This window comes from Cedecea neteri (assembly GCF_000757825.1).
GTDB classification, from domain to species: Bacteria; Pseudomonadota; Gammaproteobacteria; order Enterobacterales; family Enterobacteriaceae; genus Cedecea; species Cedecea selenatireducens.
Genome location: NZ_CP009451.1, coordinates 1629598 through 1643453, shown reverse-complemented (window position 1 = coordinate 1643453; position 13856 = coordinate 1629598). Strand labels below are relative to the sequence as shown.

The window sequence follows — 13856 nt, the reverse complement described above, 5'->3', positions numbered from 1 at the left end:
AGCGGGCGGAGTCTGAAGACTTCCGCCTTTTGACTCAGTAAAACCAGGCTGAGTTGCGGCGGTGCCGCAGGCGTAGCGCCAGGGCGACGATGCCAATAGTCAGCGCGCCCAGCAGGAAAGGAATGAGTCCAAAAATGGTGCTGACCGCCAGGCCCATCTCAATGCGTGGGCGGCTGGCATCGTTGCTTTGGGCCAGGTATTCCAGCACGCCGGGAGCCTGAACGATAAGATTCAGCATTTGGGTGGCAACCCAGAAGCAAAACAGAACGAACAGCGCGTAGGCAACGTTGCCGGGCACCGACCCTTCCGTTTTTGTCGTCATTATTACCCGAGTTGCCGGAATAACGGCTTTCGAGAATGAAACATCAGCCATCATGACCTCCCGTAAAAGCGTAATGCGAATCAAATGTGTGACTCCCCATAGCGCGGATTTTGGCAGGTCATAAGCGTTGTCAATATCAGATTGCTGGTAATTTGTGGGGCAGAATCCTCCTGGTTTTGCGTTTTTTGCTTAACTTCACATTTTTGTAACTTAACGGAAATTTTATTAACATTATGCTAGCCGAGCCTGCGGCAACAGCGCGTTTCCCTGCCGCTGATGTGCGACAATGCCGGCAGGTTTATTTCTCAATGCGTGAGGCGGCTATGTTAACCCTGAAAATGCGTCGTGACTGGCACTACTATGCGGTGGCGATAGGGCTGATTTTTATTCTTAACGGCGTGATTGGCCTGATGGGGCTGGAAACGACGGGCTGGCAGAATTATGCGGTGGGGCTGGTGACCTGGGTGATTTGTTTCTGGCTGGCAGGCTTTATTATCCGCCGCCCCCGGGAAGAGTCGGAAACGGCGGAGCCTTAAGCGTTACGAAGTGATGGAGCTTTTCAGCGCACAATCCTGCTGGTGGCGCTCAAGGGCAAGCTCAATCAGGCGGGTGATCAGTTCCTGATAGCTGATGCCGCTGGCCTGCCACAGCTTGGGATACATGCTGATGTTGGTGAAGCCCGGCAGCGTATTGATCTCGTTGATGATAACTTCGTTGTTTTCGGTCAGGAAGACGTCAACGCGGGCCATGCCGCTGCACTCCAGCGCCTGATAAGCGCGAACCGCAATTTTACGAATCTTATCGTTAACGTCTGCGTCAAGCACCGCAGGGACGACCACCTTCGCGGCCTGCTCATCGATGTACTTGGTGTCGTAGGAGTAAAACTCGCTGTTGACCACGATCTCGCCGCAGGTGCTGGCCTGCGGGTAATCGTTCCCCAACACCGCACATTCGATTTCACGGCCTTTAATGCCGGTCTCGACCACCACTTTATGGTCAAACTCAAAGGCTAACGCCACCGCCGCGTGATACTGCTCTTCGCTATTGGCTTTGCTAACGCCGACGGAGGAGCCCTGGTTGGCTGGCTTAACAAACAGCGGCAGGCCGAGCTGTTTTTCTACCTCGGCGAAGCTGATTTTTGCACGGTTAGCGCGCGTCAGCGTAATGAATGGCGCCACGTTCAGACCCGCGTCACGCAGCAGGCGTTTGGCAATGTCCTTATCCATACTCACCGCTGAGCCCAGCACGCCCGAGCCAACAAACGGCAGATTAGCGACGCGCAGCATGCCCTGCAGGGAACCGTCTTCACCCAGCGTGCCGTGCACAATCGGGAAAATCACGTCGACCTGAGAAAGCTGTTCCGCGCCGTTAGCTTCAATAAGCTGATGCTCGGTCTGGCCTGGAACCAGCGCCACGTTCTTCTCTGACCGGTTCAGGGCGATAAGCGCCGGATTATTGGCGTTCAGCAGGTAGCTGGACGCATCGTTGATATGCCACTGGCCCTGTTTATCAATCCCCAGCAGCACCACATCAAATTTCGACTTATCAATGGCGTCGACGATATTTTTTGCCGACTGCAGCGACACCTCGTGTTCTGCCGATTTCCCACCAAACACGATACCAACCCGCAGTTTTGCCATGCCTTTAATCCACCCATCACTTTACGAAAGTGGACAACATAGCACGCTCATAACGGGGATTCATGTGGTTCCTGCATCAACAGGCCCGGTGGGGCAGGATATGTGCTTTAGTAAGCAATCATTTCCATATCGTAATGGTATGCCCGGCGTGCTGACGGCACTATTCATTAGTGTGATAAGCTTTCCAGAAATCGTTCTGTCTGGTTGCATCCCCTTTGAAAAAGCGCGCTATGGAGTCCTGGAAGGTTAACCTCATTTCAGTCTGGTTCGGCTGCTTCTTTACCGGCCTTGCGATCAGCCAGATTTTGCCTTTTCTTCCGCTCTACGTTGAGCAACTCGGCGTCACCTCCCACGAAGCACTCTCCCTTTGGTCCGGCCTCACCTTCAGCGTCACGTTTTTAGTCTCGGCAATTGTCTCTCCGATGTGGGGCAGCCTGGCCGACCGTAAAGGGCGCAAGCTGATGCTGCTCCGCGCCTCCTTCGGCATGGCAGTGGCTATTCTGCTGCAGGCTTTTGCCACCAACGTCTGGCAGCTGTTCCTGCTGCGGGCGGTGATGGGCTTGACCTCAGGCTATATCCCTAATGCCATGGCGCTGATTGCTTCGCAGGTTCCGCGTGAGCGCAGCGGCTGGGCCATCAGCACGTTATCTACCGGGCAAATCAGCGGCGTGATCGTGGGCCCGCTGCTGGGCGGTTTTATGGCTGACCACTTGGGGCTCCGGCCGGTTTTCTTTGCCACCGCCGGCCTGCTGATGGTCAGTTTCCTGGTGACGCTGCTGCTGATTAAAGAGGGCGCACGGCCTAAAATCAGCAAGGATGAGCGCCTGACCGGAAAGGAGGTGTTTGCCACGCTGCCTTATCCCTGGCTTATTTTCAGCCTGTTTATTACCACGCTGGTGATTCAGCTCTGCAACGGCTCGATTGGGCCTATCCTGGCGCTGTTTATTAAACAGCTTTCCCCGGACAGCCTTAACATCGCTTTTATGAGCGGGTTTATCGCCGCCTTGCCGGGGATTTCCGCGCTGTTTGCTGCGCCAAAACTTGGCAAACTGGGCGACCGCATTGGCACCGAACGTATTTTGATGGCGACGCTGTGCTGCGCGGTGGTGTTATTCCTGGCAATGTCCTTTGTGACCTCTCCGGTGCAGCTTGGAATATTGCGTTTTATGCTGGGCTTTGCCGACGGAGCCATGCTGCCAGCGGTGCAAACGCTGCTGCTGAAATACTGTAGTGACCAGGTGACCGGGCGCATCTTCGGGTATAACCAGTCGTTTATGTATTTAGGGAACGTCGCCGGGCCTTTAATGGGGGCAGGTGTGTCCGCAATGGCCGGTTTTCGTTACGTTTTTGCGGCAACCGCCGTGGTTGTGCTGCTCAATGTCTGGCAGCTTGCCGCTGCTCTTAAACGGAAAAATGCCCGGCAGCAGATACTCGACAGAAAAACCTGAGAGCCGTTTTTTTGCGGCGGCTGGCTATATTAATGCGTGAAATATGAAAATTGATGTCGACTTATTTTTCATTCGCTCAGCAGCCTGTGACTTAGCGAATAATATTCCATTATTCTTTTTTTGTAGTGCGAAAAATTCGCCTCCGGGATTATTATCAGACTGAATCGTTTTAAGCCTGCCGCTATTTGCTGTTCCGCACATATTTAACCCGGCATATTGCTCTCGGGTGGATCTGAGTGTTAACGTCATATCCTAACCCCGCAGGGACTGAGAAAATGAAAAATCTTATTGCAGAGTTATTGGTTAAACTCGCCGAAAAGGAAGAAGAGTCAAAAGAGCTGGTCGCTCAGGTGGAAGCCCTGGAAATAGTGGTGACGGCCTTATTGAGACGGCTTGAACAAGGCGAACGTTCGGCATTAGTTGCCAGTATTGAAGGGGCGTTAGATGATGCCTCCCCAAAGACCGCAGTGCCCGTCCAGGATACCGAATTACTCCGTCAATATTTAAAAAAGCTCCTTATCCATCCCCGTAGTTGAATCAAATTTTGCTGTCATATTAGTGTCATAAGTCATTTTTATACTCGCTCTGTTTTTATTTATATTCAGTAGTTACTACATGGAGAAAATAAAGTGAAACAGAGCGTAATTATCGCCAGCCTGCTGCCTTTGCTGCTTGCCAGCACCCCATCACAATCACAAGAAACATCATCATCCCCTCTGGAAAATCGCGCCGCTCAGGGAGATTTAACTCAGCCGGGTGGCGCCCGCCGTATTACCGGCGATCGGACAGAAGCTATTCGCGCCTCGTTAAACAATAAAACGGCAAAAAACATTATTCTGCTGATCGGTGACGGAATGGGCGATTCGGAAATAACCGCCGCCCGAAACTATGCCGAAGGGGCCGGTGGCTTCTTTAAGGGAATTGATGCGTTACCGCTCACCGGGCAATACACCCATTATTCTTTAGACAAGAAAACGAAAAAGCCGGATTACGTGACCGATTCTGCGGCCTCCGCCACGGCGTGGAGTACCGGCGTAAAAACCTACAACGGCGCGCTGGGCGTGGACGTTGACGGAAAAGACCACGTGACCATTCTCGAGCTGGCGAAGGCCGCCGGGAAGGCCACGGGGAACGTTTCAACGGCTGAAATTCAGGATGCGACGCCTGCCGCACTGGTTTCCCACGTCACCGGGCGTAAATGCTATGGCCCGAGCGCGACCAGTGAAAAATGCTCGACCAACGCGCTGGAGAACGGCGGCAAAGGCTCCATTACCGAGCAACTGCTGAATACCCGAGCCGACGTCACGCTTGGCGGCGGAGCAAAAACCTTCAGCGAAGTGGCGAAAGCCGGAGAGTGGAACGGCAAAACGCTGCGCGAGCAGGCGGATGCCCGTGGTTATCAGTGGGTAGATAACGCGGCAGGTCTTGCGGCGGTGACCGTCGCCAACCAGCAGAAACCGCTCATTGGCATGTTCGCGGACGGCAATATGCCGGTGCGCTGGGAAGGCCCGAAGGCAACCTACCATGGCAATATTGACCAGCCAGCGGTGACCTGTACGGAAAATCCAAAGCGCGACAGCAGCGTGCCGACCCTGGCGCAGATGACTGAAAAAGCTATCGATCTGCTTAAAGGCAACGAAAAAGGCTTCTTCCTGCAGGTTGAAGGCGCTTCTATCGATAAACAGGATCACGCCGCTAACCCTTGCGGGCAGATTGGCGAGACGGTCGATCTCGACGAAGCCGTGCAGAAAGCGCTCGAGTTTGCCCGTAAGGACGGCAATACCCTGGTCATCGTGACGGCGGATCATGCCCACTCCAGCCAGATTGTGGCTCCGGACACTAAAGCTCCAGGCCTGACTCAGGCGCTAAATACTAAAGATGGCTCAGTGATGGTCATTAGTTACGGTAACTCCGAGGGAGAATCTCAGGAGCACACCGGCACCCAGCTGCGCGTGGCGGCCTATGGCCCACATGCGGCAAACGTGGTGGGGCTGACTGACCAGACCGATCTGTTCTACACCATGAAATCGGCGATGGCGCTGGAATAAAGGTGTACAGACGTAACAGGTGAGAAAAAAATGCGGCGGAAACGTCGCATTTTTTTTGCCTTAGGCCAGGCTTTAATCGTCACTATAAAAAAGGAATAAGGTATGAAATTTTCATTATTAGCGGTGTTACTGGTAGGGCTGGTTGGGTCGGCAACGGCGGCGGATAAAACGATGACGCCGCAGCAGCAGCGCATGACGAGCTGTAATCAGCAGGCGGCATCGCAGTCCCTGAAAGGGGATCAGCGTAAGAGCTATATGAGCAGCTGTCTGAAAGGGGAAGCGCCTGCCGCGGCAGGGAAAACCCTGACGCCTCAGCAGCAAAAAATGAAGGATTGTAATGCGGATGCCGCGAAGCAATCGCTGAAGGGCGACGCCAGAAAAACCTTTATGAGCAACTGTTTGAAGAAAAAGTAAGTCGTTTTTAATGACCCTCACCCCGGCCCTCTCCCTGAAAGGGAGAGGGGGAAAATCGAAGATTGATGCTCGATCCAATTCCCTCTCCCCTGTGGGGAGAGGGGTAGGGTGAGGGGCTATTCCAGAATCAGGACTTCCCGAGCAGCTCCGACTTCGCCATACACTTCACCATCGCTTCCATCACGGCAGCGCGGAAGCCTTTCTCTTCCAGCACTTTGACTGCCTCAATGGTGGTGCCGCCAGGGGAGCAAACCATGTCTTTCAGCTCGCCCGGATGCTTCCCGGTTTCCAGCACCATTTTCGCCGAGCCCATCACCGCCTGAGCGGCAAACTGATAGGCCTGTTTACGCGGCATACCGCCCAGCACGGCGGCGTCGGCCATGGCTTCGATAAACATAAAGACGTAAGCCGGCGCTGAACCGCTGACGCCCACCACCGGATGGATCATCGCTTCGCTTACCACTTCCGCCTGGCCAAAGCTGCGGAAAATGCTTACCGCATCGGCAATATCTTCAGGCGTGACCAGCGCGTTTGGCGTCACCGACGTCATGCCTGCATTCACCAGCGCCGGGGTATTCGGCATTGCACGGATAATCTTGCGGTCGTGGCCCAGCACTTTGGCGAGGGTTTCCAGGGTAATGCCTGCGGCAATGGAGATAACAACGCTGTCTTTATTCAGCTCGGAATTCACTTCGCTCAGCACTTTCAGCATGATGTTTGGCTTCACCGCGCCAAAAACGATGTCGGCTATCTGCGCGACTTCCTGCGCGCTCTGCGCCGGATTAATGCCGTATTCTTCGCATAATGCCTGCACCTTGTCCGGCGACGGGGTATAAACCCAGATATTGCCCGCCGGCACCAGGCCGCTGGAAATCAGGCCGCCAAGGATCGCTTTGCCCATGTTACCGCAGCCAATAAAGCCAATTTTCTTATCCATAGCATTACTCCATGGTGATGTGTTTTGTTATCTGATGGTGATAGCTTAACGCGCTTTTTACCGCTTAGGCTACGTTTGCACTCAACGAGGTACGGTCGGGGGGCTGAAACAGATAAATTTTGCCATTCGGCAAAAGCACGGCAAAATCGCCCCATTCCCACCGACAGTCAGGAGCCATAATGCAAATTTGGGTGGATGCCGATGCGTGTCCAAAAGTGATAAAAGAGGTCCTTTTTCGCGCGGCCGATCGCGCTCAGGTGATGGTCACGCTGGTCGCAAACCAGGGGATGAAAACGCCGCCATCGCGCTTTATTCGCAGCCTTCAGGTTGCCTCGGGGTTTGACGTGGCGGACAACGAAATTGTTCGTCGCTGCGAGAAAAACGATCTGGTGATCACCGCCGATATTCCGCTGGCGGCGGACGTGCTTGAGAAAGGGGCCATTGCGTTGAACCCCCGGGGCGAGCTTTACACGCCAGCAACCATTCGTGAACGCCTGACGATGCGTGACTTTATGGATACCCTGCGCGCCAGCGGCGTACAAACCGGCGGGCCGGATAGCCTGAACCAGCGCGACCGCCAGCTGTTTGCCAATGAACTCGAAAAGTGGCTGCTGATGGTCGCGCGGGCGCAGAAGTCTTAAATAAAGCTGTCGTCGTCGTCGCCGTAATCGTCACCACCGAAATCATCGTTCCCGAAGCCGGTGTTGTCGTTAGCGTTGTCCTGTGACTGCCAGCCGCCCTGATTCTGGAACTGGCGGTCGTCGACCTGGCTGTAGTCGTTGACTGAATCAAACGAGCTATTGTCGAAGGTCGGAGCCGGCTCGTTGATGATATTCACGATCTCTTCCGGCTGGCTGCGGTGGAACATGCTGGTCAGCATTTCTGCCACCACAACGCCCCCGGCTACGCCCGCAGCGGTTTGCAGCGCACCTGACAGGAAGCCGCCTCCGGCACGCGGAGCGCTCGCAGGTGCCGCCTGTGGTGCACCATAGCCGGCAGGAGCACCGTACCCGCTTTGAGGTGCGCCGTAGCCCGGTGCGGCTGATGTGCCATAGTTCTGGCTGCCCGGAATCGGGTCGGAACCGCGAGAGCTATTATTGCTGTTGCTGCTGCCGCCGAATAATCCGGCCAAAAAACCGCCGCTGCTCTGCTGCTGGCGAGACTTCTGTTCAAGTTCGGTGACTTTCGCTTCCAGCTCCTGAATTTTACCGTTCAGCTGTTTCATGGCCGCTTCCTGGATAAGGATCGTCTGCGCCATGTAGTAGGCGGCACCTGGCTGCTGGCTGAGGTGTTGCGCAATCCGCTGTTCTGCGGCCGCATCCCGGGTGGTACTTTGGCTCTCGGCCTGTTTCAGACGGTCAAAAAGCCCGTCGATAAGACGCTGCTCTTCAGATTGCATGGTTCATACCTCTGTCATGATGAAGTCTTAAAACGAGTCTGGATCAACTTGAGCGTAGGTGAAACGCCTTAATCGTAAAGCTAACCATAAATGTGTTACCGAATCTCAGATTAAGGGTTGTCATTGGCCTGGCGTTTAAAGTATTGTGACGCTGCTGGCGGGTGGTGGATTTAGTTTACACTTATTAACCTCCAGTTAAGGCCGTTATTACTGGCTTCTTTGTGGTATAAATTGTGATTGTAACTATAAGTTTACGTTTTGTTGCGTACTAGTTTGATGGTATTATCGCGTTCTGTTTCCTGCTTTTATCCCTACTGGCCTGAGGCCTGCACTTCCGAGGATTATCCCTGATGACTCAACCCCTTTTCTTGGTCGGCGCGCGCGGCTGTGGCAAGACGACCGTCGGTCAGGCTCTGGCGAGAACGCTGGGTTATGCATTTGTCGATACCGATAGTTTTCTGCTGACCCACACCGGAAAAAGCGTGGCGGAGATTGTGGCCGAAGAGGGCTGGGAAGGGTTCCGTGCCCGTGAGTCTGATGCGCTTCAGCGGGTGACGGCGCCGGCGACCGTTGTGGCCACCGGCGGCGGCATGGTGCTGGCAGACAGCAATCGTCAGTTTATGCAGGAAAACGGCATTACCATTTGGCTGCACGCTCCGGCGCAGGTCCTGGCTTCACGCCTGAATGCTTCTCCGGAGGAAGATCAGCGCCCAACCCTGACTGGAAAAGGCGTCACCGATGAAATCGTGGATGTGCTGGCCGCTCGAGAAGGGCTGTACCGCCAGGTTGCCCGTCACATTGTGGACGCAACCTGTCCCCCGGATGCGGTGGTGGAAGCTATCCTCAGCGCATTACAAATGGCCCGCGCCAGTTAGCCTATACTTAACGCTCATCCATAAGAAATAAGGACGAGCGATGGCAACTCAACCTCCTTACCCCCGTGAAGCCCGAATTGTCGAAGTGCAGAAAGGCGTGCCGGGTTCAACCGTCACCGGGTACCAGCTGCGGGCGGATCACCCTCATCAGGACACGCTGATAAGCGAACACGAAACGCATCAGGAAGCGCTGGACGCAAAACAGCGCTATGAAGATCCGCAGAAATCCTGATCGATGGCTGCAGACGTTGGTGTTTCATCTTTGATCAGAGAAACTTTTATCTCGTTAATTTACTTAAAATATATCTATTCAGAGATGTTGCACAGTAGTTGATGTTTCGTTAAGGATTTCGATATCACTCTGGTTGTATGCTGCGGATTACGGCGAGCAAAAAACGATCGACCCCGGCGGAGTTATTTCATAGCGGACGTGGAGCAGTGCAGCGAAAAGGGCGGTGACTGAGTAATAGCGGAGCGAAGCATGAAACCAACTGTAGCCATTCTCACCGTCGGCAAAGTGTCAGTGAGTGAGGTTTTGCCATTTTTAACCGAACATATCTCTGAGCAACAAATCTCGCAGGTAAGCCTGCTGGGCAACCTCTCTCCTGATGAGGTCCGGCGCCAGTTTTCCCCTTCGCCCGGAGAAGAGTCTTTGCTCACTTTGCTGGCGGACAACACCATTACTTCGGTCGGGCGCGACAAAATCTCCGTTGCGATGCAGGGCATCATCGAACAGCTGGATAATCAGGGCTACGAAGTTATTCTGCTGATGAGCACCATGCCGCTGACAGGGCTTAGCGCCCGTAACGCGATTCTGCTGGAGCCTGAGCGTATTATTCCGCCGCTGGTGGCTTCGATTGTGGACGGTCATCAGGTGGGGATTATCCTGCCGGTCGCCGACATGATTAAGTTTCAGGAGCTGAAGTGGCGCAAGCTGACCCATCCCCCGCTTTATGCTCTCGCGAATCCGGTGCACGGCAGCGAAGCCGACTTGCTTGAGGCCGGAAGAAAGCTGATGGCGGACGGGGCGGATGTTCTGGTGCTGGACTGCCTTGGCTACCATCAAAAGCACCGGGATTTACTGCAAAAGCAGCTGGATGTGCCGGTACTTTTATCCAACGTGCTGGTCGCCAGATTAGCGGCAGAATTGCTTATCTGAACGGAATTAACAATTTGCGTGACAGGCCAGAGAGTTCGCCTCTATAGTGGATTTTTCACTAAAGTCGATTAAGGGCCTGTCCATGCTTCAGAGTAACGAGTACTTCTCCGGTAAAGTAAAATCCATCGGTTTTACCAGCAGCAGCACTGGCCGTGCCAGCGTTGGCGTGATGGCGGAGGGGGAATACACCTTCGGGACCGCCCAGCCGGAAGAGATGACCGTTGTGAGCGGCGCATTACACGTTCTGCTGCCGGGGGAAACCGAGTGGAAAACCTATGCTGCGGGCGAAGTGTTTAACGTGCCGGGCCACAGCGAGTTTCATCTGCAGGTTGCCGAGCCAACGTCCTACCTTTGCCGCTACCTGGCAGATAAATAACTGAATTTTTTAGCCCCTCGTTTACGGCGAGGGGCTATCTCTCACGACTCAGCCGCTTAATTAACGCTGCGCTTCGCCGCCCAGCGCTTCTACCAGGTTAGTCACCAGCGCCGACAGTTCACCGGTCATCAGGATGAAATCGGCATCGAAACGTCCGCCAAAATCTTCCCGGTCGATATCGTCGTTCTGTTCGCGCAGGATATCGGCAAACTTCAGGCGTTTGATCGAGCCGTCGTCGGCCAGTACGAACTGAATACGCTCCTGCCAGTCCAGCGCCAGCCTGGTGACCACTTTGCCGGTTTCAATGTGCGCCGCGATTTCGTCGCACACCAGCTCCTGCTGCTTGCAGCGGATCACGCCGCCGCCTTCAAGGATAGCCTTGAGTTCAGCTTCGTCCATCAGCGCAAAACCTGCCGGAACATCTCCCGAACGCACCCACTCGGTAAGGGTCAGCTCGATAGGGTTTTCCAGCGCCAGCGGTACCACCGGCAGCGAACCCAGGCTTTTACGCAGCAGTGCCAGCGTGTCTTCCGCTTTTTTGGCGCTGGCGCAGTCGATCATGATCAGGCCGTTGACCGTATCTACCCACATCATCGTCTGGCTAAAACGGCTGAAAGCGCGCGGCAGCAGGGAGTGCAGGACTTCGTCTTTCAGGGCGTCTTTTTCGGTCTTTTTCAGCTTGCGGGCCTGCTCTGCTTCAAGCTTATTGATTTTGGCTTCCAGAGCCTGTTTGATGACCGGGGCCGGCAGAATTTTTTCTTCTTTACGGGCGCAAATCACAATCTGGCCGTTGGCAACATGGGTTAATGCATCGCTGTGCGAGCCCATCGGCGACACCCAGCCGGTTTTAGCCATGTCCTGGCTGCCGCAAGGGGTGAAGGTGAAGGCGGCTAACTGTTTTTCCATTGCATCCGCCGTCAGCGTGATGTCACGGCTTAAACGGTAAACCATTAAATTTTTAAACCACAGCATGATTCTGTCCCAGGTTGTCAGTTAAACGCAGCGGGCATGATAACGAATTGACGGCCTCGTTTCATTGCCTTTGCTTACGCTGCATTTTATGTTGTTGATAATTATCACCAAATGAGGAAGCTCTTGTGCGCATAGGTATCGATCTCGGTGGGACTAAAACAGAAGTGATTGCGCTGGCAGACGACGGGAAACAGCTCTACCGCCACCGTTTGCCAACGCCTAAAAATGACTACCAGGCCACTATCAAAAACATTGTTGAGCTGGTGCGGCTGGCGGAAGAAGCCACGGGCGAGACCGGTACGGTAGGGCTTGGGATCCCGGGGTCGATTTCCCCTTATACCCGAGTCGTGAAGAATGCGAACTCAACCTGGCTTAACGGACAGCCGTTTGATAAGGATCTCAGCCTGGCGCTGAAGCGAGAAGTCAGGCTGGCTAACGACGCCAACTGCCTGGCCGTTTCGGAAGCTATCGACGGTGCCGCTGCTGGCGCACAGATCGTCTTTGCGGTGATCGTCGGTACCGGCTGCGGGGCGGGCGTGGCGATTAATGGCCGCAGCCTGATTGGCGGCAACGGCACGGCGGGCGAGTGGGGGCATAACCCGCTGCCGTGGATGGACGAAGACGAACTGCGTTTCCGGGAAGAAGTACCGTGCTATTGCGGCAAGAAGGGATGTATTGAGACCTTTATTTCCGGCACCGGCTTCGGCACCGACTACCAGCGCCTGAGCGGAAAAACGCTGAAAGGGCATGAGATCATTAGCCTGGCCGAGCAGCAGGATCCGCTGGCCGAGCTGGCCATCAGCCGCTACGAGACTCGTCTGGCGAAGTCGCTGGCGCATATCGTGAATATTTTGGATCCGGATGCGATCGTGCTGGGCGGAGGAATGAGTAACGTGGAACGTTTATACCGGACGGTGCCCCAGCTGATTAAGCCGTGGGTGTTTGGCGGCGAGTGCGAAACGCCGATTCGCAAGGCGGTACACGGCGATTCCAGCGGCGTTCGCGGTGCGGCGTGGTTGTGGCCTCTGGAGAAGTAAATCGCCCCTCACCCCGGCCCTTATGTCTTGAACTTCCCCGCCAGTGCGGGGAAGATCCCCGACTGATCATCGGGAGGTTGCCGGTGAGCATCCCCTGGCCCTGGTGCTTCCAAGCCCGTGGGAGAGATTATGCCCCGGCAACCTTATTCCCTGTCGCCTCAAGACCGAACGGTATCCTGTGCCTCTGAGCACCCACATATAAGGATGGTCTGGCGATAATATTCATAAGGTTACGGAGAATCAGATGACCCTCACTTCTGTCGGCGTTGATATTGCTAAGCTAAAATTTGATGTCGCTGTCCTGCTGCCTGGTCAGAAATACAAAACTAAAAAGTTTGCTAACACGCCTGCGGGATGTCGTGAGTTTATTCACTGGCTGACCCGCTTTGGGGACTGTCATGTCTGTATGGAAGCGACGGGCAGCTACAGCACGGAACTCGCCACGGCATTGTCCGATGGCGGCTATCGCGTCAGCCTGGAAAACCCTGCCCGCATTCATGCCTTCAGTAACACCGAACTGACCCGAAACAAAACGGATAAAAGCGATGCCGCCCTGATAGCAAGGTATTGTGCCCTGTATCAGCCAGCCCAATGGCATCCGGCTCCTCTCAGCCAGCGACAGCTGACCGCGCTGGTGCGGCATCTTAAAAATCTTGAAGAGATGCGTCAGATGGAAGAGAACAGGCTGGAGGCCGCAGATGAGGTCATCACTGGCTCGTTAAAAGAGCACATCGCCACGCTGGATGAACTGATAAAAGAAACCAAAAAGAAAATCAGACAGCACATTGATGATGACCCGGACCTGAGAAAAGACAAAGCGCTGCTGGAGAGTATCCCGGGAGTGGGAGATGTGCTGAGTACGAGTCTTCTGGCCTTCGCAGGAAACCTGAGGCGGTTCAGGAGCAGTAAGGCTCTGGTGGCTTATGCAGGGCTGAACCCACGACGTTGTGAGTCCGGGATGTGGAAGGGAAAGAGCAGGTTGTCAAAAGTGGGGAGCCGTGAGCTGCGTAGCGTGCTGTATATGCCTACGGTAGTGGCGGGAAGATGTAATGAAGTGGTGAAAGACCTGATGACCCGGATGGCGAGCAGGGGGAAGACAGGCAAAGAACGCGTGTGTGCAGGAATGAGAAAGCTGCTACAGCTGGCTTATGGGGTGGTGAAATCAGGGCGTGAATTTAACGCTGAAATACCGCTTGCCGGATAACCGACAAGACGGTATCTCTCCCAGA

The 13856-nt window shown here is 54.6% G+C and carries 17 protein-coding genes; 12 read left to right on the top strand and 5 right to left on the bottom strand.

What is annotated here, in order from left to right; translation table 11 throughout:
• Positions 1-34: 34 nt before the first annotated feature.
• Complete coding sequence (locus JT31_RS07535; protein ID WP_038475174.1) at positions 35-373, bottom strand: DUF2755 family protein; 339 nt, start codon at positions 371-373, stop codon at positions 35-37.
• A 272-nt stretch (positions 374-645) separates the two neighbouring features.
• Between JT31_RS07535 and JT31_RS07530 the strand changes: the two genes are divergently transcribed.
• Positions 646-858, top strand: a complete 213-nt coding sequence (locus JT31_RS07530; protein ID WP_052049067.1) for a DUF2754 family protein — start codon at positions 646-648, stop codon at positions 856-858.
• Positions 859-861: 3 nt separating this feature from the next.
• On the opposite strand, the gene ddlA is transcribed toward JT31_RS07530, so the two are convergent.
• The gene (gene ddlA, locus JT31_RS07525) at positions 862-1962 is read right to left on the bottom strand and encodes a D-alanine--D-alanine ligase (protein ID WP_038475170.1); all 1101 of its coding nucleotides are present in this window, start codon (positions 1960-1962) and stop codon (positions 862-864) included.
• 230 nt (positions 1963-2192) lie between these two features.
• Here ddlA and JT31_RS07520 point away from each other — a divergent pair, with 230 nt between their 5' ends.
• The 4 genes from JT31_RS07520 (at position 2193) to JT31_RS07505 (ending at position 5872) form a co-directional block, all read left to right on the top strand.
• A complete protein-coding gene (locus JT31_RS07520) occupies positions 2193-3410 on the top strand; it encodes a multidrug efflux MFS transporter (RefSeq protein WP_038482915.1) in 1218 nt (405 codons plus the stop codon).
• Positions 3411-3685: 275 nt separating this feature from the next.
• A complete protein-coding gene (iraP, locus tag JT31_RS07515; RefSeq protein ID WP_038475168.1) occupies positions 3686-3946 on the top strand; it encodes an anti-adapter protein IraP in 261 nt (86 codons plus the stop codon).
• Positions 3947-4039: 93 nt separating this feature from the next.
• Entirely contained in the window at positions 4040-5458 is a 1419-nt protein-coding gene (phoA, locus tag JT31_RS07510; RefSeq protein WP_038475166.1) for an alkaline phosphatase, read from the top strand.
• A 102-nt stretch (positions 5459-5560) separates the two neighbouring features.
• On the top strand, positions 5561-5872 hold the full coding sequence (locus JT31_RS07505) for a PsiF family protein (protein ID WP_038475163.1): 312 nt from the start codon (positions 5561-5563) through the stop codon (positions 5870-5872).
• 127 nt (positions 5873-5999) lie between these two features.
• Here JT31_RS07505 and proC read toward each other — a convergent pair whose 3' ends face one another.
• Positions 6000-6809, bottom strand: a complete 810-nt coding sequence (proC, locus tag JT31_RS07500; RefSeq protein WP_038475161.1) for a pyrroline-5-carboxylate reductase — start codon at positions 6807-6809, stop codon at positions 6000-6002.
• 179 nt (positions 6810-6988) lie between these two features.
• Here proC and JT31_RS07495 point away from each other — a divergent pair, with 179 nt between their 5' ends.
• Complete coding sequence (locus JT31_RS07495; RefSeq protein ID WP_038475159.1) at positions 6989-7450, top strand: YaiI/YqxD family protein; 462 nt, start codon at positions 6989-6991, stop codon at positions 7448-7450.
• On the opposite strand, the gene JT31_RS07490 is transcribed toward JT31_RS07495, so the two are convergent.
• Entirely contained in the window at positions 7447-8208 is a 762-nt protein-coding gene (locus tag JT31_RS07490; protein ID WP_038475157.1) for a DUF2076 domain-containing protein, read from the bottom strand. The genes JT31_RS07495 and JT31_RS07490 overlap by 4 nt on opposite strands.
• A 350-nt stretch (positions 8209-8558) precedes the next feature.
• On the opposite strand from JT31_RS07490, the gene aroL reads away from it, so the two are divergent.
• From aroL to ppnP, 4 genes are all read left to right on the top strand, one after another.
• A complete protein-coding gene (gene aroL / locus JT31_RS07485; protein ID WP_038475155.1) occupies positions 8559-9083 on the top strand; it encodes a shikimate kinase AroL in 525 nt (174 codons plus the stop codon).
• A gap of 40 nt (positions 9084-9123) precedes the next feature.
• Positions 9124-9315, top strand: a complete 192-nt coding sequence (locus tag JT31_RS07480; protein WP_038475152.1) for a YaiA family protein — start codon at positions 9124-9126, stop codon at positions 9313-9315.
• Positions 9316-9564: 249 nt separating this feature from the next.
• Entirely contained in the window at positions 9565-10242 is a 678-nt protein-coding gene (locus JT31_RS07475; RefSeq protein WP_038475150.1) for an AroM family protein, read from the top strand.
• 82 nt (positions 10243-10324) lie between these two features.
• Positions 10325-10618 (top strand): pyrimidine/purine nucleoside phosphorylase, encoded by a 294-nt coding sequence (gene ppnP, locus JT31_RS07470; RefSeq protein WP_008454495.1) that lies wholly within the window; start codon positions 10325-10327, stop codon positions 10616-10618.
• Positions 10619-10678: 60 nt separating this feature from the next.
• Here the strand turns inward: ppnP and rdgC are convergent, their stop codons facing one another.
• Positions 10679-11590, bottom strand: a complete 912-nt coding sequence (rdgC, locus tag JT31_RS07465) for a recombination-associated protein RdgC (protein WP_038475148.1) — start codon at positions 11588-11590, stop codon at positions 10679-10681.
• A 125-nt stretch (positions 11591-11715) separates the two neighbouring features.
• Here rdgC and mak point away from each other — a divergent pair, with 125 nt between their 5' ends.
• Complete coding sequence (gene mak, locus JT31_RS07460; protein ID WP_038475146.1) at positions 11716-12627, top strand: fructokinase; 912 nt, start codon at positions 11716-11718, stop codon at positions 12625-12627.
• A gap of 244 nt (positions 12628-12871) precedes the next feature.
• Positions 12872-13831: an IS110 family transposase gene (locus JT31_RS07455; protein ID WP_038472527.1), complete on the top strand. Its 960-nt coding sequence runs from the start codon at positions 12872-12874 to the stop codon at positions 13829-13831.
• The last annotated feature ends 25 nt before the right edge of the window (positions 13832-13856 follow it).

What these genes read in the sequence shown, in the direction of transcription:
- JT31_RS07535 (WP_038475174.1), bottom strand. Translation starts at nt 373, where the DNA reads ATGGCTGATGTTTCATTCTCGAAAGCCGTTATTCCGGCAACTCGGGTA.
- JT31_RS07530 (WP_052049067.1), top strand. Translation starts at nt 646, where the DNA reads ATGTTAACCCTGAAAATGCGTCGTGACTGGCACTACTATGCGGTGGCG.
- ddlA (WP_038475170.1), bottom strand. Translation starts at nt 1,962, where the DNA reads ATGGCAAAACTGCGGGTTGGTATCGTGTTTGGTGGGAAATCGGCAGAA.
- JT31_RS07520 (WP_038482915.1), top strand. Translation starts at nt 2,193, where the DNA reads ATGGAGTCCTGGAAGGTTAACCTCATTTCAGTCTGGTTCGGCTGCTTC.
- iraP (WP_038475168.1), top strand. Translation starts at nt 3,686, where the DNA reads ATGAAAAATCTTATTGCAGAGTTATTGGTTAAACTCGCCGAAAAGGAA.
- JT31_RS07505 (WP_038475163.1), top strand. Translation starts at nt 5,561, where the DNA reads ATGAAATTTTCATTATTAGCGGTGTTACTGGTAGGGCTGGTTGGGTCG.
- proC (WP_038475161.1), bottom strand. Translation starts at nt 6,809, where the DNA reads ATGGATAAGAAAATTGGCTTTATTGGCTGCGGTAACATGGGCAAAGCG.
- JT31_RS07495 (WP_038475159.1), top strand. Translation starts at nt 6,989, where the DNA reads ATGCAAATTTGGGTGGATGCCGATGCGTGTCCAAAAGTGATAAAAGAG.
- JT31_RS07490 (WP_038475157.1), bottom strand. Translation starts at nt 8,208, where the DNA reads ATGCAATCTGAAGAGCAGCGTCTTATCGACGGGCTTTTTGACCGTCTG.
- aroL (WP_038475155.1), top strand. Translation starts at nt 8,559, where the DNA reads ATGACTCAACCCCTTTTCTTGGTCGGCGCGCGCGGCTGTGGCAAGACG.
- JT31_RS07480 (WP_038475152.1), top strand. Translation starts at nt 9,124, where the DNA reads ATGGCAACTCAACCTCCTTACCCCCGTGAAGCCCGAATTGTCGAAGTG.
- JT31_RS07475 (WP_038475150.1), top strand. Translation starts at nt 9,565, where the DNA reads ATGAAACCAACTGTAGCCATTCTCACCGTCGGCAAAGTGTCAGTGAGT.
- ppnP (WP_008454495.1), top strand. Translation starts at nt 10,325, where the DNA reads ATGCTTCAGAGTAACGAGTACTTCTCCGGTAAAGTAAAATCCATCGGT.
- rdgC (WP_038475148.1), bottom strand. Translation starts at nt 11,590, where the DNA reads ATGCTGTGGTTTAAAAATTTAATGGTTTACCGTTTAAGCCGTGACATC.
- JT31_RS07455 (WP_038472527.1), top strand. Translation starts at nt 12,872, where the DNA reads ATGACCCTCACTTCTGTCGGCGTTGATATTGCTAAGCTAAAATTTGAT.